The sequence below is a fragment of the Pseudomonas sp. P97.38 genome, from assembly GCF_001269745.1.
In the GTDB taxonomy this organism is placed as follows: domain Bacteria; phylum Pseudomonadota; class Gammaproteobacteria; order Pseudomonadales; family Pseudomonadaceae; genus Aquipseudomonas; species Aquipseudomonas chlororaphis_E.
The window spans coordinates 132,747-156,351 of sequence record NZ_LHVJ01000007.1; the positions used below are offsets into that span (position 1 = coordinate 132,747).

Here is a 23,605-nt window from a genome sequence, read left to right on the forward strand (position 1 = left end):
CGATAAAGGACCTTGCGATGAAAACCACCCCGTTACTTACAGGACTTCTCATGACCGCCACCGCCTTCGCCAGCCAGGCCGACGACATCAAGCGCATCGCCCTGCCCAACTCCAATTTCCCGATCTCCCTGGCAGTGTCGGTGCCGGCACAAACCGACCTGCTGTTTGTCAGCGGCCTGCTCGCCGACCTGCACGATCCGAGCGCGCCCAAGAATTCCTTCGCCGCCTATGGCGACACAGCGACCCAGACCACATCGATCCTCAACAAACTCAAGGGTGTGCTGCAAGCCCAGGGCCTGGACCTGGCGGACGTGGTGCAACTGCGGGTGTTCCTGGTGGGCGATCCGGCCAAGGGCGGCCAACTGGATTTCGCCGGATTGCAGCAAGGCTATACGCCGTTCTTCGGCAGCGCCGAACAACCGAACAAGCCGGCACGCACCGCCGTGCAAGTCGTCGCGCTGCCGTTGCCCGGCGGCCTGGTGGAAATCGAAGCCGTCGCCGCTCGCAAGAAGTGACACGGACCTCAGCCGACAATCAGGAGCTCACCCTCATGCCCAACCGCCAAAGACACCTCGCCGCGCCCGCTTATCGCCCGTTGCTGCTGCCGCTGTCATTTGCCTGTGGCCTTGCCTCTTTCAGCCTCGAGGCCGCCGAAAGCAGCGCGTCCACCCTCGATACCGTGGTGGTCACCGGCAACAGGGGCACCGTCGAACGCACCGTGACCAGCAGCCCGACGCCCATCGATGTGGTAACCGGCGCGCAACTGCAAGCGGTGGGCAAGTCGAGCCTGCTGGAGGCGCTGAGCAAGTTCATTCCCTCCTTCAACCTGCCCGACCGCGCCGGCTGGGATGCCAGCGGCGTGGTCCGCTCGGCCACCCTGCGCGGCCTGACGGCGTCCCACGTGTTGGTGCTGGTCAACGGCAAGCGCCGGCACACCAGCGCGACACTGAACATCAACGGTATCAACAGCGGTGCCGCGCCCAGCGACCTGGACCTGATCCCGGTGGCGTCCATCGACCATATCGAAGTGCTTCGCGACGGCGCGGCGGCGCAGTACGGCTCGGATGCCATTTCCGGGGTGATCAATATCATCCTCAAGCAGACCACCGGCGGCAGTTCCGACACCACCCTTGGCCAGGGCTACGACGGCAAGCGCGGGACCGCGCAGCAAGCGCTCAACTATGGGTTCCAGGTGGGCGAAGCCGGCGTGCTCAACGTCTCATTCGACACACGCTACCAGGAGCGCGACAACAAGGCCGGCAGCAACGGCTACAGCAACCATTACTACCCGCAAGCCGACGGCTCGCCCGACCCACGCGAGGCCGGCGCAAGCCACCACACCTACAAAGGCTACGGATTGCCCCGCAGCCAACTGGCCGATGTCGGCTACAACCTCGACCTGCCCCTGAACGACGACGTGACGCTCTATTCGTTCTCCACCCTGGCCACCCGGGAAAACAACGACGGGCAAAACTTTCGCCTGCCCAACGGGCGCAACACCATTACCACCGGGCCCAATGGCTACCCCGATGGCTACAGCCCTTATTGGCTGGTGAACGAAACCGACTTCCAGTCCGCGTTCGGTGCCAAGGGTGAAAGAGCCGCCGGCTGGGCATGGGACCTGAGCAGCACCTACGGACGCAACTACGCCAAGCAACGCACCTACAACAACCAGAACCCTTCGCTGGGGGAAAACACGCCGAACAAATTCACGTCGGGCATCTACATCGCCGACCAGTTGACCAGCAACCTGGACCTGAAGAACAGTTATGAAATCGGCCTGGCGAAACCGCTGGATGTCGCCTTCGGCTTCGAACACCGACGCGAAAGCTACGAGACACGCGCCGGCTCCGAAGCCTCCTACATCGACGGCGGCTACGTGTTCCCGGCCGGCCATCCACGCGCCGGGGAGCGGCCCGATCCGGGTGCCCAGGTCACCAACGGCATCACGCCCGAGGACGCGCAGAAAGTCAGCCGCAACAGCGTCGCCAGCTACATCGACCTGGGTTTTTATCCCACCGAACAGTGGTACGTGGGGCTTGCCGCACGCTACGAGCACTACAACGAAGGCATCGGCGCGACCCGCAGCGGCAAGCTGAGCACCCGCTACGAGTTCAACCCGGTGTTCTCGGTCCGCGGCACCATCAGTAACGGCTTTCGCGCCCCTTCGCTGGCCAACCAGATCTTCACAGCCCGCTCCACCGGCTTCGACACCATCAATGGCGTCTACCAGCCCTACAACTATGTGATCCTGCCTGTGGATTCGGCGGGTGCCCAGGCGCTGGGAGCCGAGGCGTTGAAACCCGAACGCTCGACCAATTTCAGCCTCGGTTTCGCCCTGACACCCAGCGAAGACCTGAGCCTGACGGTGGACGGCTACGTGATCAACCTACGCGATCGCCTGGTCCTGAGCGAACGCTTCCAGGGCCCGGGGATCGCCGCCCTGCTCGATGGCATTGGCGTGCCGGCGACCGCGGGCGCGCAGTACTTCACCAACGGTGCCAACACCCGCACGTCCGGGGTCGATGTGGTCGGCAACTACCGACAGAACCTGGAGCGTTATGGCTCGGTGCGCTGGACCGCGGCGCTGAACTACAACCACACAAAGATCCTCAGCGTCGCCGAAACGCCTTCGCAACTGACCGCCCTGGGCAGCAATTTCGAATTGATGGGGCGCCAGTCGCGGGCCCTCATCACCAAGACCTCCCCCAGCAGCAAGATGATTTTCTCCGCCGACTGGGCAATCAACGACTTCGATGTCAACTTGCGCCTGACCCGCTACGGCACGTACACCGAGGTCAACAGCTCAAGCGACCCGAGCCTGGACCGCCGCTATAGCGCCAAATGGATCACTGATCTGGACGTGGCTTATGCAATCAACAAGCAACTGACCGTCGCCCTCGGGGCACAGAACCTGTTCGACAAATACCCCGATCATATTGGCGTCAGTAACGCTTCGTTCGGCGACAACTGGGGCAGCTACTCCCCTTTCGGCTTCACCGGCGGCTATTACTACACCCGCCTCCAGTACGCTTTTTGAGGCCCGGCATCGCTGCTTAAGCTAATGCCCAAAAAGTATTTATACATTAGTTTTTAGAACCATAGGATTCTCCAGCGCCTCTCCTTTTTTCCTTGAATATCGAGCACGCCATGTCAAAACCCCTCAGCAAATACGCCGTGATACGGCGCCGCACCTCCCTGGCCAGCCTGGTCGTTGCGCTGGCCGTGTCCACTCTCGCGCTACCGGCCCAGGCTCAGGAAACCCTGCGCATCGGCTACCAGAAATCGTCGACCCTGATCACGCTGCTGAAAACCCAGGGCACGCTGGACAAAGCCCTCGCCGAAGCGAATATCGAAGTCAGCTGGCATGAGTTCCCCAGCGGCCTGCCCTTGTTGGAAGCGTTGAATGTCGGCAATGTCGACATCAGCGCTGACGTGGCCGATACCGTGCCTGTATTCGCCCAGGCGGCGCAGGCCAAGCTGACCTATTTTGCGCAGGAAGCCCCTTCGCCTTCGGCCCAGGCCATCGTTGTCGCCAAGGATTCGCCCTTGCAGCAACTGGCGGACCTGAAGGGCAAGAAAGTCGCCGTCACCAAGGCCGCTGGAGCCCACTACCTGTTGATCGCGGCTCTGGACAAGGCAGGCCTGAAATTCTCGGACATCCAACCGGCCTACCTGTCCCCCGCCGACGGTCGGGCAGCCTTCGAGAATCGAAAAGTCGATGCCTGGGTCACCTGGGAACCGTTCCTCAGTGGCGTGCAACGACAGTTGCCCACCCGAACCCTGACCGACGGCAGTGGGCTGGCCAGCTACAAGCGCTACTACCTGACCAGCACCCGCTATGCCCAGGCGCACCCGCAAGTGCTCAAGGTGGTCTACGGGCAATTGCAGGAGGCCGGCAACTGGATCAAGAATCACCCGCGCGACGCAGCGCAGGTCCTGAGCCCGTTGTGGGGCAATCTCGATGTGGAAACGGTCGAAGCGGCCAATGCTCATCGCAGCTATCAGGTTCAACCGGTGAAAGCCGACCAACTGGATGAGCAGCAGAAAATCGCCGATGCTTTTTTTGCCGCAGGGCTGTTGCCCCGATCGGTGGATGCTCGTGATGTGGGGATCTGGGCAGAGTAAGGCTGCGAGCCGATCCCGCATGCCTTGAACCGGTCCTGAAGTCGCGCCCTCAGGGCCTCATCGCCTTGAGGCGCAAGGTTATTTTCCCTTCATTCGTTCGGTGCCTCGTGTGCCGTGTCCGCCACGGCCTGAAGCCCCCCGAGCGCATAGCTCACCATGTGCTCGATCAGCCCCTGCGGCTCGATGCTCAGCCCTTGCAGCACATGCCGGGTCAAGGGCTGGTGTGCGATCAGCAAGAACAGGCACGGCGCGAAGACGCTGATTGCGCTGCGCAGCGTGGTGGGATGGTCGGCCGGCAGGTTCATGATTTGCCCCAGCAGGCTGCGCAGTATGTGCGCCTTGGGAAAGGACTGCTCCTTGAGGACCGCCTCGAACTCGGGGGAAGGCGAAAGCAGTTCGCGCGTCAGCACTTTCAAGGCCCAACCATCCGGATGATTGTGGATGCGCTCGACGAGCAGGGTGATGAGTGCGCGCAACTTGTCCTGTGGAGAACCCGGTTGCTCGCTGAGCGAAACCAGCGTTTGCATTTGCAGGAATCGAGCATGGGCCTCAAGCAATACGGCCCGGTACAAGCCTTCCTTGTTGACGAAGTGATAATTCACGGCTGCGCTGTTGGCCTGCGAATGCTCGCAAATCTGTTTACTGGTGGTGTTGGCCAGGCCCTGTTCGGCGAACAACTCGCCGGCTTTCTCCAGAATCTGCAGCCGCGTTGCCCGCCCGTCGAGTCGCGAAGCGCGGGCGGGGGAAGGCTTGCCAGAAGCATTGTCCATGAGCTCATCTCTCGATAATTCTAATTCAAATTTGACTTTTTATTTCGGCGTACCTATTTTGGTCTCGTCACTGCCCCTTTACAACCCTGCGTGAAGGCCTGCCTGGATGTGCGCAGGCTTTCTCGCCTCATCAAGGAATCACCGTCATGGAAGCGCGCGTAATGACACCTTTCACCTACTTCTCATTGCCCATGCAGAAGCAGTTCCTGGTCAATCAGAAAGCCGTCCAGGGTAAGCCCTACGCCGACTTTTTCCGTTCGCAGATCAATGTACCGCTCAGTGCCGTCAAGAAAATCCAACAAGGCCCGATGCCGTTGTCCGACACGCTGACGCCTAGCATCGAAGACCTCAACCGCATGCTGGCGGCGGACTTCGTCAGCGAGGAGGCGGGATACGCGTTGCTGCCCGGCCCGATGGCCTACGTGCAAAGCCGCAAATTCTTCCCCGGGTGCACGGCGCAGATGCTCAAGTGGTGGTTCATGTGGCACCCGCTGGAAGCAGAACGCTATACCTTGTGGTTCCCCTATGCGCATGTTGAAAATCCCTGCGTGCATCACGAGCGCCTGGTCGATGACAATTTGAGCTTTGAAGACAGACTGTATGGAAACACCTTCTGCGCTTGCGAATACGTCGGCGATCGCCTCATGCACCTGCATATTCATTTCACAGACCCCTGTGAACTGGGTTTCTGCCCGGACATGTACCGTGAATCGAAAATCGATGGCAGCGTCAGCGCCCTGATGAGCCTGGCAGACCAGCCGCAAGTGCCTGTCTCGTTGATGGTCCACCTGTTCAAGGAATGCCCCGAAGGCTTGTACCTGACCAGCCGTTACTGGGTAGGCAGCCACCCAGCCATGCAACGTTTTCCAGGCGCCGAGCAGGCCGCGCAGCTGCTGGAAAAAAACGGTTTTGGCGAAGCCGAGCTGGAAACGCTGGCTTATGAATTTGCTGTGCATGACTTGTGTGAGTTCAACCACCTGGCCAGCATCCTGCCAAGCCTTCATGCACAGTTCAGTGGCGCCGCGTAAACCCCTTCCCTCCCTTGACCAGGCTTCGGCGGCGCCTTAAACCGCCGCCGAAGTGGTCCGCAACACACCGTTCATCAGCAAAGTCGTGAACTCGTTGATATCCCCCTCTACCTCCAACTGCTCGGTCAACAACCTGTACCAGCAAAACCCGAAGATCATGTCCAACAGCAATTCTCGGGACGTGTCCTTGGGCAGCTCACCTTGTTGAATCGCGTTTTCCACCAACTTGCGAGGCAATTCCCTACGCCGCTCCATGAATTCATCTTTAAGTTTGGGCAGCGTCGTGGGGTCGAGTTGGGCTTCAGCGATGACACATCGAAAGGCTTCCCCGCAAATCGTTTCCCGCCAGACCTTCCAGAGATTGAGCAACAGGAAATTGAGGTTTTCCTTGAAAGAGCCTTTATCCGGCTCCTTGCGAATCTGCTCGCTTTCGCTCTCGTAGACCTCGGCTATCAAGGCCGCCTTGTTGCCCCACCATCGATAGATTGTCGGCTTGCTCGCTCCGGCGCGTCGAGCCACAGCCTCGATGCTCAACCCTGAATAACCGCACTCCTTGAGGGTTTCTATGGCAGAGATGATGATCGCTTTGTGCGTATGAGGGCTCCTCAATGAGCCAATGGAGCTCCGAGACGGTTTACGGGCCATAATTCAAAATCTCCAATATGGCGCTTGACAAAAGAAAAGCAGGGTATAGGATTCTCTCGAAAAGCAATGAAACGGATCGTTTCGTTTTGTATGATTATCTGATCTCGACTTCTGCTTAACCGCGCACCTCGGTAGCGGTATGCGCCGCATTGTGGAAAGAAAATGAGAGAAGAGTCATAAATTTTTAACGCGACCTTAACGATACGGTACGTTTCGTATCATACATAATAAAAAGGAGATAATAAACCCATCGCTCATCAGTGGAACGCTAGTTTTTTCCGCTGAAGCCCCCGGTTTACGGGCATAGGACTGCCAATGACACTTTGCGGGCACCATTAGATAGTTTCTAAATATTTCATGCATCCGTCACGGCCACGCCGCTGACAGGTGGAGAAAGGAATCTGGAGGAAGTACACGTGAATAAAGTAGGAATTGTGAGCTATGGCGCGGGCATTCCGGTGTGCCGTCTCAAAGTGGAGGATGTGATCCACGTATGGAAGAACACTGACCTGAGCCTGGTCACGAACCAGCTCGGTGTCATTGAAAGAGCCGTCCTTCAACCCGACGAAGATGTCATCACCCTCGGCGTGCTCGCCGCTCAACGCGCACTGGACAAAGCGCCCCTCTCCCAGCTGGATGCCCTTTACCTCGGCACATGCACCAACCCGTATGACTCCCGCGCATCCGCGTCGGTCATCCTGGAAATGCTCGGCTGCGGCTACGACGCCTTCTGTGCAGACGTACAGTTCGCCGGCAAGTCGGGCACCAGCGCCCTTCAAATCGCCTACGCCCTGGTCGCTTCGGGCATGAGCAACAACGCCTTGGCCATTGGCGCGGACACGATCAACCGCAACACCGCCCCCGGCGACCTGACAGAGTCCTATGCCGGAGCAGGAGCGGCCGCCTTGCTGCTGGGCACTGAAAACGTGATCGCGCAATTCGACGCCAGTTTTTCCTGCGCGGCGGATGTCGCGGACAACATTCGTCCCCAGGGTGATCGCTACATCCGTTCCGGGATGGGGCTGGGTTCCGACAAGAACAGCATCGGCCTGGAAGAACAGACCCACCGCGCCGCAACGGGCCTGATGACCAAGATGAAGCTGCAGGCCGGCGATTTCGACTATGTCGTTTTCCAGCAGAACCTGGTGTCGACGCCCTTCTCCCTCGGCAAGGGCCTGGGTTTCACGACAGCGCAGATCGAGCCGGGCATCTATGCCCAGAGTGTCGGCGATACCGGCGCGGCGAGCCCATTGCTGGGCCTGGTGAACATACTGGACCGAGCGCGTCCCGGTGAGAAAATCCTCATGGTGTCCTATGGATTCGGAGCGGGCAGCGATGCGATTGCCTTGACGGTGACACCTGCCATCGAAGCCTACCAAAAGACCAACGTCCCGCTGCGCACACTGCTGGAGGATAAGTATTACGTGGATTACGGGACGTCGATCAAGTACGAGTTCAAGTACTTGCGACCTGACTATGCCCTGACTGCCTACCTCTGATTTCTATCTATCCAGCAAGGAGCACCTTCTATGTGCGCACGACGCGTTGCTATCGTTTCGGCTGCCTATACCCCCAAGCCTGGCAGCTCCCGAGTTCGTCAGACCTTTAAAGAGATGATCGTCGAGTCCGCCTACCAAGCACTCAACGCCATCAAGATGCACCCCCGCGAGCTTCAGGCGGTCGCCTACGGCTACCACGGTGAAGGCATTTCCGAGTACGGAGGCCTGGGCCCGACCATCTCCGACGCCCTGGGCATCAGCCCTGCCCCGACGTTCATGAGCACTGCCAACTGCACCAGCAGTTCGGTGTCCTTCCAGATGGCCCACCAGATGGTCGCCTCAGGTGAATACGACATCGTCCTTTGCGGCGGCTTTGAAAAAATGACCGACCACTTCAACTACGCCGAATACATCGGCTCCAGTACGGAGTGTGAGTACGATTACTTCCTGGGGATTTCACACACCGACGCCTTCGCCCTGGCGACGGCCGAATACTTTGAAAAATTCGGCTATGCGGGACGCGAGGCGGATGTGCTAGCGACGTTTGGTCGGCAGATGCGCATCTATGCCCACAACACCCCCACCGCGACCCGCTTTGGCGTGCCGATTCCGTCCCTGGAAACCCTCAAGAACAGCGAGGCCTGCGGCTCGATGCTGGCCTGGGGCGAAGCCAGTGGTTGCGCGATCCTGGTGGCCGAACACCTGGCGCATCACTACACGAGCCAACCGGTGTTCATCCGTGGCTGCGCCTACACCGGCGTGTCGCATTACTTCGGGACGCGTTATCACAACCCGACCCTGAAACACGCGGGCCTGCCGAAAGACGTGGGCATGGCGGTTTCCGCCAACTCCATTGCCTGTGCCGAAATCGCCTACAAAAAAGCCGGCATCACCGCCAAAGACATTGACGTGGCACAGGTCTACGACTTGTTGGGGGCGGGCCTGATCCAGATGGAATCGATGGGTGTCTGCGGCCCGGGCCAGGCCGGTGACTTTGTCTTGGAAGGCGGCATCGCCCTCGACGGGCAACTGCCGTTGAACACCGATGGCGGCAATATCGGGCGCGGTCACGCTTCCGGTTGCGACGGCATCCTGCACATTACCGAACTGTTCCGACAGCTTCGCGGCGAGTCCAACAACCAGGTCAAGAACGCGCGCATTGGCGTCTCGCAAAACCTGGGCGGTTACGCCGCGCATAACAGCGTCATTGTGCTTTCCAACGATTAAGGAGCCGACCATGTCCCTGTACCCAGAACAAATCCACCGCATGACCACCGCCAGCATGTTGCGCGAATGGCGCGAGCACGGCGGCAAGTACCGTCTCGAAGGCAGCCGTTGCCAGGATTGCGAGGAGATTTTCTTTCCTCGGCGCACCGTATGCGGGGCCTGCAACTCGATGAACGTGCAGCCGTACCGCTGCGCACGTACCGGCACGATCCAGGTCAGTGCCCATGCTGAAAACCCCATCCTCGCCGCCATGGGCTATGGGGAAACCGTACCGCGCTTCATGGCGATGGTGCGTCTGGATGACGGCTTGGTGATTGCGTCGGAAATCGTCGACGTGGTCGACCCACGACAGGTTGTCAGCGGCGCGCCTGTCCGCATGGTAGTTCGTAAACATGTCCGAGAAAGTAACTTGGCCTGGCAATATGCCTATAAGTTCGTACTGGTGAAATAACAAGCGAGTTGTCCGCCCTATCCCGCGTTATTAATAACAACAGTCGATATTTCCGGCCTATCAGCCCGTTACTTTGATTCTGTTCTTCAGAGTCCTGCTTCGCCATTGCCTTAAACGTGTTACCTAACTCTTTATTGGCTTTAAGCCGAGGACTTGTCATGTCTACTCTTTGCAAACCCAGCTTGCTGTTTCCGCCACACAAGATTACCCAGCAACAAATGATCGACCATCTGGAACACTTGCACGATGACCATCCTCGCATGGCCCTTGCAAAACGGATGATCCAGAACACCCAGGTCAATGAGCGCCACCTGGTGCTGCCGATCGATGAACTGGCGGTGCACACCGGCTTCACCCATCGCAGCATCGTCTACGAGCGCGAAGCCCGCCGCATGTCGTCCCTTGCGGCACGGGAAGCCATCGAGAATGCCGGGCTGACCACCGACGACATCCGGATGGTCGCCGTGACTTCGTGCACCGGCTTCATGATGCCCTCGCTGACCGCCCACCTGATCAATGACCTGGGGCTGCGAACGTCGACCGTACAACTGCCGATTGCACAATTGGGCTGCGTCGCGGGCGCTGCGGCCATTAACCGGGCCAATGACTTTGCCAGTCTGTCGCCGCAAAACCATGTACTCATCGTGTCCCTGGAGTTCTCGTCGCTGTGCTATCAACCCGACGACACCAAGTTGCACGCCTTCATATCCGCCGCCCTGTTTGGCGATGCCGTCTCCGCCTGCGTGATGCGCGCCGACGATAAGGCGCCTGGATTCAAGATTGCCAAGACCGGCTCTTATTTCCTGCCCAACAGCGAGCATTACATCAAGTACGACGTCAAGGACAGTGGCTTCCACTTTACCCTGGACAAGGCCGTCATGAACTCCATCAAAGACGTGGCGCCCATGATGGAGGAGTTGAACTACGAGACCTTCAATCAGCACTGCGCGCAGAATGATTTTTTCATCTTCCATACCGGCGGACGGAAAATCCTCGATGAGCTGGTCCTGCAACTGGACCTTGAACCCGGCAGGGTCGCGCAGTCGCGCGACAGTTTGAGCGAAGCCGGGAACATCGCCAGCGTGGTGGTCTTCGACGTGCTCAAACGTCAGTTCGACAGCGGGCCTGATGCGGGTGCGACCGGCATGCTGGCCGCCTTCGGCCCCGGCTTCACGGCCGAAATGGCCGTGGGCAAGTGGGTCGCCTGACACACCGAAACCACCGCACAAGCACCCGGCCGGGGGCACACCAGCCCCCGGCTACAGGTGTTTGGTCGCAAGCATCCACCTCGTTCAAGAGGGCTTCCAAAGGGCTAAGGATAGAAGGGGAAGAAACATGGAGAGGAAGTATCTGGCCGCCCGACCTTGGGGTGGCTATGAAAGGCGCATGGTCGTCCTTTTGTCATTGAGCTTCGGGCTGGTAGGGCTGGATCGGTTCATCATCATGCCGCTGTTCCCGGTGATCATGCGTGACCTGGCGCTGGACTATCAGGACTTGAGCCTGTTGTCGGCGATCCTGGCATTCGCATGGGGCGGCTCGGCCCTGTTCATGGGCGCGGCCATCCGGCTGTTGGGCACCAAGCAACTGCTGGTGCTGTCGATCACCTTGCTGTCGCTGTTGGCCGGGGCTTCAGCATTGATCACCAGCCTGGTCGGCCTGGTGCTGCTGCGTGCATTGATGGGCGTTTGTGAAGGGGCTTTCACGCCCGTGAGCATCATCGTCACCGATGAAGTGTCCCAGCCCTGCCGACGGGGACTCAACCTGGGAATCCAACAGGCCCTGTTTCCCATCATCGGCCTGTGCCTCGGGCCATTGCTGGCGGGTGTCCTGCTGGAATTTTTCGGATCGTGGCGCGCAGTGTTCGCCATCATCTCGCTGCCGGGGCTGCTCGTGGCCTGGTACCTGTACAGAAGCTATAAACCGGCCCAGGGGCCGCACGCTACCCCGATCGACCGCCCCACCCACAGCCAGTGGCGAACGGCCCTGTCCAGCGGCAACGTGCGGCTCAACATTGCGTTGATGCTCTGCATACTGACGTGTCAGTTCGTTCTGTGCGCCCTGCTCCCCAGCTACCTCACCGACATCCTTCACCTGAGCGATTTCTCCATGGCCATGATCATTTCCGCGATCGGCCTGGGTGGTTTTTTTGGCCAGTTGGTCATTCCCGGGCTGTCCGACCAACTGGGGCGCAAGCCCGTCGTTTCCGTCTGCTTCATGCTCAGTGCACTGCTGGTGGGCCTGCTCATCGTCAGCCCGCCCTTGCCGTGGCTGCTGTTCCTTCAGTTGTTCTTCCTGTCCTTCATCAACTTCAGCCTGATCTGCATCACCGTCGGGCCGCTGACCAGCGAATCGGTGCCACCCAGCTTGCTGGCCACCGCAACGGGCCTGGTGGTGGGCTGCGGAGAGATTCTGGGCGGTGGCGTCGCGCCCGTGGTCGCCGGCTACATCGCGATGAACTGGGGACTGACCGCCATCCTGTTCCTGGCGCTGGCCGGCAGCCTGACGGGCGGGTTGCTGTCGTTGCGGCTCAAGGAAGCCAACCCTGCATTCGACGGGCGCGACGACTTCAGCCCCCTACCCGCTCTCTTGACCCTGGAGGATAAGTCATGACGCATTACGTGATGTTACTGGACGCCCCGGAGCCGCAACGCGGCCTTGGTGTGTTCGACTTCAAATCCGGACAGAGCCTGGAAGTGCGCCCTTCGCAGGGCAACCTGTACGAAACGCTGACCCATTGCGCCGAGGGAAACCTGGATTGGGAAACCTACCTCAAGGAGCAGCCCTCGACCCCCTACCCGCTCACGTCCGCCGCGGTGAAATACCGGCCACCGCTCATGCCCGATAACAACCTGGCGGTGCAGCTCAGCGAAGTCACCCTCTGCACCGCCAAGACAGAACAAGCCTGGTACTACAAAGGTAATGGACGCCTGCTCAGGACGGACGGCGACCCCCTGCAGGTGCCTTACCATGCCCAAAGCATCAGCAGCGAGCCGTGCATCGTCTGCCTCTACTGGGTCGATCACTTTGGCGCACTGCGCTTCATGGGTTTCACCCTCGGCAACGACCTCCATGATCATGTGCTGCACGGCCGTGATGCGATTTCTTCGGCGCAGGCCCGCCTGCGCACCTGCGCCGTGGCCCCGGCATTGATACTGGGAGAAATGCAGGCCGACTTGGCCATCAACGTGCAGGTGGACCGCGACGGCCAACCACTGGCAGCCAGTCACCATCGAATGAGCTTGCATGGTTGGCAAAGCCTGCGTCGATACTCGCAGGCGTTCCTGGAGAAGCATGAGCAGTTTCTCGAACCCGGCCTCGTCCACTACGTCTTCCACAGCTTGAGCCACCGCACCACCCAAGTGTCGCTTCAGCACGGTGACTGCCTGAGCATCGACTGCCCTGAGCTGGAATTGACCCTGCGCAATCAGATCGTCGAAGAAGAACTCGCGGCACTGTTTCCCTTGCCCGCGCGGCGCGCACCGCACAGCCCGTGCATCGACCTGCCCCTGTCGGCCCCCAGGAAGTCCTGAGGGTGCAAAGGGTCTGGTCGCGCGCGGGCCGAGCTGAAACCGTTAGGGCCATCCAACCAATCCGGCCCTAACGGTTATTGCGCCAGATGGAAAAATTCAACGCGGCGGCCACGCACAACCAGGCCAGGTAAGGAAACAGGATCAACCCGGTGATCACGTCCAGGCGCAAGGTCAGGACCACCATGACGGCCACGACGAGCCAGAGCAGCGTGATGATCACCAGGCCGCCAAGCATCTGGTGGGCGCCAAAAGACACTGGCGTCCACAGCGTGTTGAGCGCGATCTGCGCCGCCCACAATGCGATCACGGTCTGGCTCCCCGGGATCAGCGCCAAGCGATAACCCGCCCAGGCCAGCAACAGGTAGATCACGGTCCACGCCACTGGGAACAGCCAATTGGGTGGCGTGAAGCCAGGTTTCACGAGGGACGCGTACCAGGGACCCGGCTTGAAAATGATCCCCGTGCTCGCGGCGGCGGCACAAGCCAAGAGAAAGATGAAAAAAGTCATTGTCGATCCTTAGGGCAGGCCCACTGCCTGGGCGAACAGCCAGGGGGCGGCTTCAAGAGTGGGGGTACGAAGGCGCATCGCACCCTTCCCAATAAATGACTCGATCATCGGCGCATAAATTCAATGAGGCGTCGCAATCAGGGCAGCGGCACGTCAACCGGCCTGCCGTTACCTGCCGCACTACCCGCGACCATCGGTCCAGAGCCCCTGGCACATCAGGAGGACTGGACTAGAGTCAACGCTTTGCGAAGTTCAAAGGACCGACAACATGACCACGACCTACAGCGCCCCAGGCCTCCTTGTCGTCGACATCGCCGGACGTACAGACAACGCTCGGGACGTCGTCATACAGCCCGACGGTTCAATCCTGATCGCCGGTTTCAGCGACTACGGCAACGCGCTGGATGACGGTCGGGACTTTTCGCTCACCCGCCTCAATCCCGACGGCAGCGTGGACACCGGCTACGGTCACGCCGGGCGACAGGTGATCCATAAACAGATCCCGTTCGAAAAAGACTACAACCTTCAAGTCCAGGCTGACGGCGCGGTGGTGACGACCCACGCAGGCCACGATGACACCGCCATCGTCCAGCGCTGGGGCCCCGACGGCAAAGCCGATGCAGCGTTCAACAGCAACGCCGAGGCCAGCCTGTCCAGCGGCTTCGGCACCCAGTCCATCGTGCAAGCCAATGCCGACGGCAGCGTCCTGGTCAGCGCGGTGCAAGGCAGCCTTTTGAACGTGGCCCAGTTGAATGCCGATGGCACGCGGGACACATCGTTCGGCACAGACGGCTTCCTCACGCTGCAAGCGCCCGCACCGTTCATCTTTCTGGAGAGCATTTTCAAAATGGCGGATGGCAGCCTGCTGGTACACGGCTCACCCGGCGTCCAGAACAGCGTGCTCAAGTACACGGCAGACGGGCAACTGGACACCCAGTTTGGCGGTGACGGTAGCGTCCCGCTGCCCATCTTCACCACGTTGCGTGGCGACATGGTCGTGCAGGATGACGGCAAGCTATTGATTGCCGGCTCCACCACATACGAGGATTTTGCCGTACTGCGGCTCAACGCCGATGGCAGCCCCGACCTCAGTTTCGGCCAGCAAGGCCTGGTCAGCATCGACCTGCCCGGCGAAGCGGCCTATGGCAGTGAAATCGCCCTGCTCGACGACGGCAGGATCTTGCTCAGCGGAGATACCTTCACCAATGGCGGCTCCGACTATGCGGCGGTCCGACTGAACGCCGATGGCAGCCTGGACACGACCTTCGCCAGCCCGGATGGCAACGCGCGACTGGTGGGCTCCTCCGGCACCGATAAATTGCTGGGTGTCAGTACGGACGAGATCCTGCGTGGGCTGGCCGGAGACGACCTGCTGCAAGGCAATCTCGGTCGCGACCTGCTCTCCGGCGGCGCAGGCCACGATGTCTTTCGCTATGCCAGTGTGGCCGACAGCTTTCGCACCGCCGACAGCACCGGCAGTGATCGCCTGCTCGACTTCAACCCTGGCGAGGATCGCGTCGACCTCAGCGCCCTGGGTTTCACCGGTATCGGCAACGGATACGACGGTACGCTGGCGATCCAGAATAACGCCGACGACACCCGCACCTACCTGAAAAGCTTCGAGGCCAATGCCGATGGCCAGCGTTTCGAACTGGTGATCGATGGCAACGTCACCGCCCAACTCAACGAAAGCAACCTGCTGTTCAGTGTGGCGAACAACGCAGGCGCTTCCACGCCTGGGCAGGTGGAACTGACGTTGATCGGCACAGCCGGACCGGACCTGCATACCGACGTGATCTGATCAGGTGCCCCGTCAGCGCCCCGAGATGCTCTATCATGAGCTTGTGCTCATGACGAGCCTTTCTGATGACCTGCCGGGACACCCTCTACATGAGAGATTTGCCACCGACCGCCACTTTGCGTGCCTTCGAAGTCGCCACCCGGCACACGACCTTCACCGCTGCCGCGCAGGAGTTGCATGTCACGCAAAGCGCGGTCAGCCACCAACTCAAACACCTGGAGTCGCTGTGGGGACTGCAACTGTTCGAGCGTGGCAAGTCCCTGAGTCTCACGGCCGCGGGGGCTACGCTGGCACCCATCGTGCGGGAGTTCTTCATGAGCCTGGAGGCAACCCTCGGCGATCTGCGCGAGCAGAAAGACCGGGTCCGGCTCGAAGTCAGTACCACCTATTCCTTCGCTCTGAAATGGCTGCTGCCACGCCTGCCCGGTCTCTCGCGCCTGCATCCCGAACTGCTCGTCTCGCTGGACACCACGGACAAGATCATTCACTTCTCCAACGCCCAGGCCGATGTCGCGATCCGGCTCGGCAAAGGGAGCTACCCCGGCCTGCATTCGGAGTTCCTGTTCGGCGAGCAGGTGTTTCCGGTGGCCAGTCCCGAGTTGCTGCTGCGCTTCGGGACACCGCAGAGCCCTGCCGAACTGTTGCACTACCCGCTGCTGACCCGCGATGGCGCCGAGCTGGTGCCAAAATGGGAAGTCTGGTTCCAGAAGGTCGGGTTGGAGTTCCTCCCGCTCAAGGAAAGCGTCAGGTTCGGCGACACCAACATGACGGTCGAGGCAGCCCTGCTCGGCCAGGGCGTCGCCCTGGTGCGCAGCGGGCACGTGGAAAGCGAAATCAGCGATGGGCGTCTGGTGCGGTTGTTCGACGTGCCGTTTCCCTCCCCGCTTGCCTATTACTTTGTCTGTCCGAAAGGCATCGAGTCACAGCCACACATCGTCAACTTTCGCCAGTGGCTATTGAGCGAGGCGCTGAAAGCCCAGCAAGCCTACGGGTGATGCATGAGGTTTTGCTCATGAAACAATGAGCAGACTTCTCTGTAATCCGGGCACGGCGTTGCATACACTGGCCCGCATGCCTATCCACATCACACTCCTGGTTCTCTTCGCCGCACTCTTGCATGCCAGCTGGAATGCCCTGCTGCGTGGCGGCGCCGATCGACTCTGGTCCATGACGATCATGTGCATTGCCGTGGCCATCGCCAGCGCCGTGACCGCCGCGTTCATGGTGACGCCGGCGCCCGCCAGTTGGGGCTATGCGTTGCTTTCAGCGCTCCTGCATGTTGGCTACAACCTGTTTCTGGTGCGCAGCTACCGGCTTGGCGACCTGGGACAGGTCTACCCGATTTCCCGTGGTTCATCACCGGTCCTGATCACGTTGGGCGCCGCGGCCTTTGCCGGGGAAAGCATCTCGCAGGGCACGTTACTCGGCATCGCGCTGGTGTCGGGCGGCATCATTTCGCTGGCCTTGAGCGGACGCAAGCTGTCCACTCCGAGTCTGTCCTATGCGCTGGGAACCGGCTGTTTCATCGCCGCCTACAGCGTCACCGACGGCATCGGCGCCAGGCTCTCCGGCGCGCCACTGGCCTACACCGTGTGGATGTGCACCTTGTGGGGCGTGATGATGCCTGTGGTGTACATCGGCCTGCGCGACGCCCGTAGCCTGTTCGCGGTGCGGCCCGGCCTGTTGACCGCCCTGGCCGGCGGGCTGGTCTCCCTGCTGGCCTACGCCATCGTCATCTATGCCATGAACGAAGCGCCCATGGGCGCGGTGTCTGCATTGCGCGAAACCAGCGTGCTGTTCGCGGCGTTGATTGGCGGCCTGTTCCTCGGCGAGGCGCTCACCGTTCGCCGAATCCTGGCCTGCGCAGTGATCGCCAGCGGCATCCTCATCATCGGCTGACACGACTTTTCTCACCGTCGCAGGAGGTAACCCCTATGGAAAACGTCTCGCAGGCACCGCTGATCCTGATCACCGGTGGCAGTCGCGGAGTAGGTGCCGCCACTGCGCGCCTGGCGGCCTCGCAAGGCTATGACGTAGCGATCAGCTACGTGGCCAACGAGCCCGCGGCGCAAGCTGTGGTGGCCGATGTCGAGGCGCAGGGACGTCGGGCACTGGCGATACGGGCCGACAGCGCAGAGCCGGTGCAGGTCGCCGACTTGTTCACGGCCCTCGACCGCACCTTCGGACGCATCGACGTACTGGTGAATAACGCCGGCGTGCTGCAAACCCAGTCCCGCCTGGAAGACCTCGGCTTCGAGCGCATGCAGCGCATCTTCGCGGTCAACGCCATCGGCCCGATGCTTTGCGCCCAGCAGGCGGTCAAGCGCATGTCCCATCGACACAACGGACCGGGCGGCGTGGTGATCAATGTCTCCTCGGCCTCGGCCCGCCTCGGCAGCCCCAACGAGTATGTCGACTACGCAGCGTCGAAGGGCGCCCTGGAAACCTTCACCATCGGCCTGGCCAAGGAAGTGGCCCGCGAAGGCATTCGCGTCAACTGCATCCGCCCCGGCCACATCTACACCGACATGCATGCCAGCGGCGGCGAGCCGGGACGGGTCGAGCGCGTCAAGGACTCGATCCCCATGGGGCGCGGCGGTCAACCCGAGGAAGTGGCACGGGCCATCCTGTGGCTGGCCAGCGCGCAAGCCTCCTTCGTGACCGGCACGTTCCTCGACGTGACCGGCGGCAAGTGAGCGGGGGTCGGATCAATGGGGTGGGTATCGGGCCCTGACCAATGGCGGCTATGCGCAGTTTCGTGTGGCGCCCGTCAGCCAGGCGCTATCGCTCCCCGAAGGCATGAGTTGGATTCAGGCCGCCGCCGTGCCGGAAACCTTCTTCACCGCGTGGACCAACCTGTTTGGCTGACTAAAGCTGCAATGGGCGTTGTCGCCCATCCATGCGACAGCTGTTTCTTCACCCAATAGACGGACCTTTAACGCAGATCAACAAAGTGTGTCGACTGCTGCCCTATCATCTCTCTGCGCCAACCTTCGCTGAGAGCTGAGAGGCAGGGATGAACGACGTAACTGGCATGTGGGTTAAACGAGGAGCGTTGGGGAGCTTGGTTCTGCTGAGTGTCATAGGGACCTGGTATTTGTTCAAACCCGCCCCTGTAGACCCCGATTTCGCCACCGGTAACGGGCGGATTGAAGCCACCGAAGTCGATGTAGCGAGCAAACTGGCCGGGCGTATCAGCACTATTCTCGTGGCCGAGGGCGAGCAGGTCCTCGCCGGTCAAGTGCTGGCGCGCATGGACACCCAGGCGCTGCGAGCCGAACTGCTCCAGGCCCAGGCCCAGTTACAGCGGGCCCGAACCGCCAAACTCACGGCAGCCGCTCTCGTCGCTCAACGGGAAAGCGAAAAGATTACCGCCAGAGCGGTGGTTGCCCAGCGTCAAGCCGAGTTGATTGCCACACAGAAACGCTTTGCCCGCACGGAGATACTCGTCAGCCGCAACGCCCTCGCCCGACAACAATTGGACGACGACCGTGCACTGCTCGACAGCGGCCAGGCGGCGCTGGCGGCAGCCAACTCACAGGTATTGACGGCCCAGGCTGGAATCGAAGCCACCAAATCGCAAGTGGCTGAGGCACAAGCCAGTATCGAGGCTGCAGCGGCGACCGAGCAACGCCTGCAGGCGGACTTGGCCGATACCGAGCTCAAGGCGCCTCGCGATGGACGGGTGCAATACCGCATCGCCGAAGAAGGCGAAGTGATTCCCGCTGGAGGCAAGGTCCTGAACCTCGTGGACCTGAGCGATGTGTACTTGACGTTCTTTTTACCGACCAAGCAGGCCGGTCGGGTAGCCATCGGCAGCGAGGTGCGAGTGATCATCGACGCCGCGCCGCAATATGTGATCCCTGCCACTGCCAGCTATGTCGCCAGCGTTGCGCAATTCACGCCGAAAACGGTGGAAACCACCAGCGAACGGGAGAAGCTGATGTTCCGTATCAAGGCGCGGATAGACCCCGAACTGCTGCGCAAACACCTAAGCCAGGTGAAAACCGGCGTTCCCGGTGTGGCCCATGTTCGGCTTAATCCTCAAGCCCAGTGGCCAGCCGCACTGGAACCCAAGGTGCCGCAATGACTGGCGAGCGCACATGGGTAGCGCGTCTTCAGAACGTAGGACTGAGGTACGGCAAGACCATTGCCCTGGACAGCGTCACCCTCGATATCCCTGCCACCGCCACCGTCGGCCTGATAGGCCCGGATGGCGTCGGCAAGTCCAGCCTGTTGGGATTGATCTCAGGGGCACGGGCCCTGCAGCAGGGACAACTGACTGTATTGGATGGCGATATGGCCAACGTCCATCATCGTGAAGCCCTGTGTCCTCGCATTGCCTACATGCCACAAGGCTTGGGCAAGAATCTCTACCCGACCCTGTCCGTACTTGAGAACCTGGATTTTTTTGCCCGCCTGTTCGGGCAAAATCGGTATGAGCGTCGACAACGCATCGATGCCTTGTTGGCAAGTACCGGGCTGACACCCTTTGCAGACCGCCCCGCGGGTAAATTGTCCGGAGGCATGAAGCAGAAGCTGGGGCTGTGTTGTGCGCTGGTCCACGACCCCGACCTGCTGATTCTCGACGAGCCCACGACCGGCGTCGATCCCCTGGCGCGCAGCCAATTCTGGGCGCTGATTGCCGACCTGCGAACTCGCAGGCCCCATATGAGCGTGTTGGTGGCCACGGCGTACATGGAAGAGGCCGAGCGCTTCGATCACTTGCTAATGATGGACGCCGGCAAGGTATTGACCAGTGGTTCACCTGCACAAATTCTCCAGAGAACCGAATGCCAGAATTTGGAAGCAGCGTTCATCGCCCTGCTGCCACCCGACCGCCGCCGTGGCCACGTACCGCTGGTGATCACGCCGCGCATCGAACGCGCTGGACAGCCGGTGATCGCCATCGAAGCTCGGGAACTGACCTGTCGCTTCGGCACCTTCACAGCAGTGGACGGCGCCAGTTTTCGAATAGAGCGCGGAGAGATATTTGGTTTCCTGGGCTCCAATGGCTGTGGCAAGTCCACCACCATGAAAATGCTGACAGGCTTGTTGCCGGCCACCTCCGGGCAGGCCTGGCTGTTCGGCAAACAAGTCAACCCGCACGACCTCATGACACGACAGCGCGTGGGGTATATGTCTCAAGGTTTCTCGCTCTACAACGAACTGACGGTACGGCAGAACCTGGTACTGCATGCGCAGTTGTTCCATGTACCTGCGGATGAAATTGACAGTCGCCTTCACGAGGCTGTCGAGCGTTTCGGCTTGAGGCAGAACCTTGACGACCTGCCCGACCGGTTGCCGCTGGGTATCCGCCAACGCCTGTCGCTGGCGGTGGCGCTGATTCATGAACCTGATGTGCTGATCCTTGACGAGCCCACCTCTGGCGTAGACCCTATCGCTCGTGACGTTTTCTGGCAGCACCTGCTTGACCTGTCGCGCAATGATGGCGTGACTATCTTCATCTCCACCCATTTCATGAACGAGGCGCAACGCTGCGACCGAATATCGTTCATGCATGCCGGACGGGTACTGGTCAGCGGCGCACCCGAACAACTGATAATTGAGCGGGGACTGGGGAGCCTGGAGCGAACCTTCGTTTCATACCTGGAGCAAGCCGCCGGTAGCGATACACCCCCTGCGCCGTCCGAGAGCCCGACCAACCAGTCCCCCGGAATCGAGGCGCCCTGCAAGTCGCGCCGCAACGGCTTCAGCGGCCTGCGAATGCTCAGTTACGCCCAACGCGAAACCATGGAAATTCGCCGTGACCCGATCCGCCTGACATTGGCGGCGCTGGGCACGGTACTGCTGATGTTCATCATGGGCTACGGCATCAGCCTGGACGTCGAAAGTCTGTCATTTGCGGTCCTGGATCGAGACCAGACCACAACCAGCCAAGCCTACGTCCGCAGTTTTTCCGGCTCGCGCTATTTTATCGAACAACCGGAACTGCTCGATTACGCAGATCTGGAAACCCGCTTGCAAAGCGGTTCAATTACCCTGGCCCTGGAAATCCCGCCCAATTTCGGCCGCGACCTGAAACGCGGCCGCCAGCCCACGGTCGGCGCGTGGGTGGACGGCGCGATGCCCATGCGCGCACGCACGGTAGAGGGTTATGTCAATGGCTTGCACAACGGTTACCTGGCAGAGCTGGGGCATAACGCAGCGGCGCTGGCCAACGTGGAGGTGCGCTACCGCTACAATCCGGATGTGCAAAGCCTGCACGCCATGGTGCCGGCAATTATTCCACTGTTGTTGATGATGATCCCGGCCATGCTCACTGCATTGGGGGTGGTACGCGAAAAAGAGATGGGCTCGATCATCAACCTGTACGTCACGCCCGTGACCCGGCTGGAGTTCCTGTTGGGTAAACAACTGCCTTACGTCGCCATGGGCATGCTCAACTTTTTGCTGATGTGTGGCTTGGCCGTCTGGGTGTTCGCCGTGCCGCTCAAGGGCAGCCTTTGGGTGTTGAGCCTGGGGGCGTTGCTGTATGTCGGCACCTCGACAGGTTTGGGCTTGTGGATGTCGACTTTCATGAGCAGCCAGATTGCGGCCGTGTTCGGTACAGCCATTGCTACCTTGTTGCCGGCTATTCAGTTTTCCGGGCTGATCAATCCGGTTTCTTCGTTGGAAGGGTTCGGCGCCGTCGTCGGCAAGGTCTATCCCACCGCGCAGTTCCTTACCATCAGCCGAGGGGTGTTCTCCAAAGCGCTGGAACTTCAGGCACTGGCGCCCTATTTCTTGCAACTGCTTGTGACGGTGCCGCTCCTGATCGGCCTGAGTGTGCTCAGCCTGCGCAAACAGGAGCGCTAGCCATGCACAGTCTCTTGAACATTCTGCGCCTGGGCATCAAGGAGTTCCGCAGCCTGTACCACGACCGGGCGATGCTGATCCTGATCGTCTGGGCATTCTCGTTCGGCACCTACACAGCGGCCTCGGGCATACCCGAGGCGTTGCACCACGCGCCGCTGGCTATCGTCGATGAAGATCACTCACAACTCTCTGAACGGTTGGCCGCGGCTTTTCAACTCCCCTACTTCCTGCCTCCAGCAAGGATCAGCAGCCAACAGGTCGATGCCGGCATGGACGGCGGCCGTTATACATTCGCCCTCGATATTGCACCTGACTTTCAGCACGACGTCCTCGCTGGACGACATCCAAGCCTGCAACTCAACGTCGACGCCACCCAGATCGGCCAGGCCTTCACTGGCGCAGGTTACATCCAGACTATCGTAGCCACCGAAGTCAGCACATTCATCCAAGGCTCGCGCGGCGCCCCGCCCCCCCCGGTGGGCTTGGCCACGCGCATGCAGTTCAATCCCAATCTGACCCAGGCCTGGTTCACCTCTGTGATGCAACTGATTGATTACATCACCATGGTGTCGATCATTCTCACTGGCGCGGCACTGATTAGAGAACGTGAGCACGGTACCCTTGAACATTTGCTGGTGATGCCGCTACGGGCGTTCGAGATCATGTTGGCCAAGGTCTGGTCCATGGGGCTGGTGGTGCTGCTGGCCACAGCCTTTGCCATATGGGTAGTCGTCCGAGGCTGGTTGGCCGTGCCGATCAGTGGCTCCATCGGGCTGTTCCTGCTCGGTACCGCGCTGCACTTGTTTGCAACCACCTCCATCGGCATCTACCTGGGCACCGTGGCCCGTTCAATGCCTCAATTGGGACTGCTGAGCATCTTGATCCTGCTGCCGCTCCAACTGCTTTCCGGCGGGGCCACTCCACGCGAAAGCATGCCGGAGCTCGTGCAAAATCTGATGCTAGCCGCCCCTACCACACACTTCGTCAGCTTCGCCCAAGGCATTTTGTATCGAGGTGCGGGCCTGGCGATTGTCTGGCCGCAGTTCCTGGCGATCGCCTCAATCGGCACGCTGTTTTTCATAGCGGCATTATTGCGATTTCGCCGTGCAATCTCGCAGATGGCTTGAGGTTCCATAGTAAAGCCGATCACCGCGTTGTGAGCTCGCTTGAGTCTTATTGATCTAGCGAGTGCCCCCTGC

General features: G+C 60.5%; 20 protein-coding genes and 1 pseudogene. 18 read left to right on the plus strand and 3 right to left on the minus strand.

Annotated features, from left to right (window positions below; translation table 11 throughout):
- Positions 1–17 precede the first annotated feature (17 nt).
- The 3 genes from AD664_RS01000 to AD664_RS01010 all read left to right on the plus strand — a co-directional run bounded on the left by AD664_RS01000 (position 18) and on the right by AD664_RS01010 (position 4,128).
- Positions 18–515, plus strand: coding sequence for a RidA family protein (locus AD664_RS01000; RefSeq protein WP_042728421.1), 498 nt, complete (start codon positions 18–20; stop codon positions 513–515).
- A 35-nt stretch (positions 516–550) separates the two neighbouring features.
- A complete protein-coding gene (locus tag AD664_RS01005; protein WP_053143799.1) occupies positions 551–3,040 on the plus strand; it encodes a TonB-dependent siderophore receptor in 2,490 nt (829 codons plus the stop codon).
- 110 nt (positions 3,041–3,150) lie between these two features.
- The gene (locus tag AD664_RS01010; protein ID WP_053143800.1) at positions 3,151–4,128 is read left to right on the plus strand and encodes an aliphatic sulfonate ABC transporter substrate-binding protein; all 978 of its coding nucleotides are present in this window, start codon (positions 3,151–3,153) and stop codon (positions 4,126–4,128) included.
- An 89-nt stretch (positions 4,129–4,217) separates the two neighbouring features.
- On the opposite strand, the gene AD664_RS01015 is transcribed toward AD664_RS01010, so the two are convergent.
- The gene (locus AD664_RS01015) at positions 4,218–4,898 is read right to left on the minus strand and encodes a TetR/AcrR family transcriptional regulator (RefSeq protein WP_053143803.1); all 681 of its coding nucleotides are present in this window, start codon (positions 4,896–4,898) and stop codon (positions 4,218–4,220) included.
- Positions 4,899–5,044: 146 nt separating this feature from the next.
- Between AD664_RS01015 and AD664_RS01020 the strand changes: the two genes are divergently transcribed.
- The gene (locus AD664_RS01020; protein WP_053143805.1) at positions 5,045–5,926 is read left to right on the plus strand and encodes a DAPG hydrolase family protein; all 882 of its coding nucleotides are present in this window, start codon (positions 5,045–5,047) and stop codon (positions 5,924–5,926) included.
- A 36-nt stretch (positions 5,927–5,962) separates the two neighbouring features.
- Here AD664_RS01020 and AD664_RS01025 read toward each other — a convergent pair whose 3' ends face one another.
- Complete coding sequence (locus tag AD664_RS01025) at positions 5,963–6,571, minus strand: TetR/AcrR family transcriptional regulator (RefSeq protein ID WP_042728416.1); 609 nt, start codon at positions 6,569–6,571, stop codon at positions 5,963–5,965.
- A 416-nt stretch (positions 6,572–6,987) separates the two neighbouring features.
- Here AD664_RS01025 and AD664_RS01030 point away from each other — a divergent pair, with 416 nt between their 5' ends.
- The 6 genes from AD664_RS01030 to AD664_RS01055 all read left to right on the plus strand — a co-directional run bounded on the left by AD664_RS01030 (position 6,988) and on the right by AD664_RS01055 (position 13,278).
- Positions 6,988–8,070: a hydroxymethylglutaryl-CoA synthase gene (locus AD664_RS01030; protein WP_053143807.1), complete on the plus strand. Its 1,083-nt coding sequence runs from the start codon at positions 6,988–6,990 to the stop codon at positions 8,068–8,070.
- A gap of 30 nt (positions 8,071–8,100) precedes the next feature.
- Complete coding sequence (locus AD664_RS01035; RefSeq protein WP_047738965.1) at positions 8,101–9,297, plus strand: thiolase family protein; 1,197 nt, start codon at positions 8,101–8,103, stop codon at positions 9,295–9,297.
- Between the two features lie 10 nt (positions 9,298–9,307).
- Entirely contained in the window at positions 9,308–9,748 is a 441-nt protein-coding gene (locus AD664_RS01040; RefSeq protein WP_042728413.1) for a Zn-ribbon domain-containing OB-fold protein, read from the plus strand.
- 158 nt (positions 9,749–9,906) lie between these two features.
- Positions 9,907–10,956 carry a type III polyketide synthase gene (locus AD664_RS01045; protein ID WP_042728412.1) on the plus strand — a complete coding sequence of 350 codons (1,050 nt, stop codon included), beginning with the start codon at positions 9,907–9,909 and terminating at the stop codon, positions 10,954–10,956.
- Positions 10,957–11,083: 127 nt separating this feature from the next.
- Positions 11,084–12,358, plus strand: coding sequence for an MFS transporter (locus AD664_RS01050; protein ID WP_053143809.1), 1,275 nt, complete (start codon positions 11,084–11,086; stop codon positions 12,356–12,358).
- On the plus strand, positions 12,355–13,278 hold the full coding sequence (locus AD664_RS01055; RefSeq protein WP_053143810.1) for a fumarylacetoacetate hydrolase: 924 nt from the start codon (positions 12,355–12,357) through the stop codon (positions 13,276–13,278). Before AD664_RS01050 ends, AD664_RS01055 begins: the two co-directional genes overlap by 4 nt.
- A gap of 67 nt (positions 13,279–13,345) precedes the next feature.
- Here AD664_RS01055 and AD664_RS01060 read toward each other — a convergent pair whose 3' ends face one another.
- Positions 13,346–13,786 (minus strand): TspO/MBR family protein, encoded by a 441-nt coding sequence (locus tag AD664_RS01060; RefSeq protein ID WP_053143813.1) that lies wholly within the window; start codon positions 13,784–13,786, stop codon positions 13,346–13,348.
- Between the two features lie 268 nt (positions 13,787–14,054).
- Between AD664_RS01060 and AD664_RS01065 the strand changes: the two genes are divergently transcribed.
- From AD664_RS01065 to AD664_RS01095, 8 genes and pseudogenes are all read left to right on the plus strand, one after another.
- On the plus strand, positions 14,055–15,587 hold the full coding sequence (locus tag AD664_RS01065) for a M10 family metallopeptidase C-terminal domain-containing protein (RefSeq protein ID WP_083454110.1): 1,533 nt from the start codon (positions 14,055–14,057) through the stop codon (positions 15,585–15,587).
- A gap of 89 nt (positions 15,588–15,676) precedes the next feature.
- Entirely contained in the window at positions 15,677–16,582 is a 906-nt protein-coding gene (gene gcvA, locus AD664_RS01070) for a transcriptional regulator GcvA (protein WP_053143922.1), read from the plus strand.
- 76 nt (positions 16,583–16,658) lie between these two features.
- Complete coding sequence (locus tag AD664_RS01075) at positions 16,659–17,486, plus strand: DMT family transporter (RefSeq protein WP_053143924.1); 828 nt, start codon at positions 16,659–16,661, stop codon at positions 17,484–17,486.
- Between the two features lie 35 nt (positions 17,487–17,521).
- A complete protein-coding gene (locus AD664_RS01080) occupies positions 17,522–18,283 on the plus strand; it encodes an SDR family oxidoreductase (protein ID WP_053143814.1) in 762 nt (253 codons plus the stop codon).
- Between the two features lie 31 nt (positions 18,284–18,314).
- Positions 18,315–18,452 (plus strand): annotated as a pseudogene (locus tag AD664_RS27765) (NAD(P)H-quinone oxidoreductase); the annotation flags it as partial.
- Between the two features lie 169 nt (positions 18,453–18,621).
- Positions 18,622–19,677, plus strand: coding sequence for an HlyD family secretion protein (locus tag AD664_RS01085; protein WP_371260933.1), 1,056 nt, complete (start codon positions 18,622–18,624; stop codon positions 19,675–19,677).
- Positions 19,674–22,406 carry a ribosome-associated ATPase/putative transporter RbbA gene (gene rbbA, locus AD664_RS01090; RefSeq protein WP_053143818.1) on the plus strand — a complete coding sequence of 911 codons (2,733 nt, stop codon included), beginning with the start codon at positions 19,674–19,676 and terminating at the stop codon, positions 22,404–22,406. Before AD664_RS01085 ends, rbbA begins: the two co-directional genes overlap by 4 nt.
- Positions 22,407–22,408: 2 nt before the next feature.
- A complete protein-coding gene (locus AD664_RS01095) occupies positions 22,409–23,533 on the plus strand; it encodes an ABC transporter permease (protein WP_053143820.1) in 1,125 nt (374 codons plus the stop codon).
- Positions 23,534–23,605: the final 72 nt, after the last annotated feature.

Coding starts and splice junctions, on each gene's coding strand:
- AD664_RS01000 (WP_042728421.1), top strand. CDS start 18: ATGAAAACCACCCCGTTACTTACAGGACTTCTCATGACCGCCACCGCC.
- AD664_RS01005 (WP_053143799.1), top strand. CDS start 551: ATGCCCAACCGCCAAAGACACCTCGCCGCGCCCGCTTATCGCCCGTTG.
- AD664_RS01010 (WP_053143800.1), top strand. CDS start 3,151: ATGTCAAAACCCCTCAGCAAATACGCCGTGATACGGCGCCGCACCTCC.
- AD664_RS01015 (WP_053143803.1), bottom strand. CDS start 4,898: ATGGACAATGCTTCTGGCAAGCCTTCCCCCGCCCGCGCTTCGCGACTC.
- AD664_RS01020 (WP_053143805.1), top strand. CDS start 5,045: ATGGAAGCGCGCGTAATGACACCTTTCACCTACTTCTCATTGCCCATG.
- AD664_RS01025 (WP_042728416.1), bottom strand. CDS start 6,571: ATGGCCCGTAAACCGTCTCGGAGCTCCATTGGCTCATTGAGGAGCCCT.
- AD664_RS01035 (WP_047738965.1), top strand. CDS start 8,101: ATGTGCGCACGACGCGTTGCTATCGTTTCGGCTGCCTATACCCCCAAG.
- AD664_RS01040 (WP_042728413.1), top strand. CDS start 9,308: ATGTCCCTGTACCCAGAACAAATCCACCGCATGACCACCGCCAGCATG.
- AD664_RS01045 (WP_042728412.1), top strand. CDS start 9,907: ATGTCTACTCTTTGCAAACCCAGCTTGCTGTTTCCGCCACACAAGATT.
- AD664_RS01050 (WP_053143809.1), top strand. CDS start 11,084: ATGGAGAGGAAGTATCTGGCCGCCCGACCTTGGGGTGGCTATGAAAGG.
- AD664_RS01055 (WP_053143810.1), top strand. CDS start 12,355: ATGACGCATTACGTGATGTTACTGGACGCCCCGGAGCCGCAACGCGGC.
- AD664_RS01060 (WP_053143813.1), bottom strand. CDS start 13,786: ATGACTTTTTTCATCTTTCTCTTGGCTTGTGCCGCCGCCGCGAGCACG.
- AD664_RS01065 (WP_083454110.1), top strand. CDS start 14,055: ATGACCACGACCTACAGCGCCCCAGGCCTCCTTGTCGTCGACATCGCC.
- gcvA (WP_053143922.1), top strand. CDS start 15,677: ATGAGAGATTTGCCACCGACCGCCACTTTGCGTGCCTTCGAAGTCGCC.
- AD664_RS01075 (WP_053143924.1), top strand. CDS start 16,659: ATGCCTATCCACATCACACTCCTGGTTCTCTTCGCCGCACTCTTGCAT.
- AD664_RS01080 (WP_053143814.1), top strand. CDS start 17,522: ATGGAAAACGTCTCGCAGGCACCGCTGATCCTGATCACCGGTGGCAGT.
- AD664_RS01085 (WP_371260933.1), top strand. CDS start 18,622: ATGTGGGTTAAACGAGGAGCGTTGGGGAGCTTGGTTCTGCTGAGTGTC.
- rbbA (WP_053143818.1), top strand. CDS start 19,674: ATGACTGGCGAGCGCACATGGGTAGCGCGTCTTCAGAACGTAGGACTG.
- AD664_RS01095 (WP_053143820.1), top strand. CDS start 22,409: ATGCACAGTCTCTTGAACATTCTGCGCCTGGGCATCAAGGAGTTCCGC.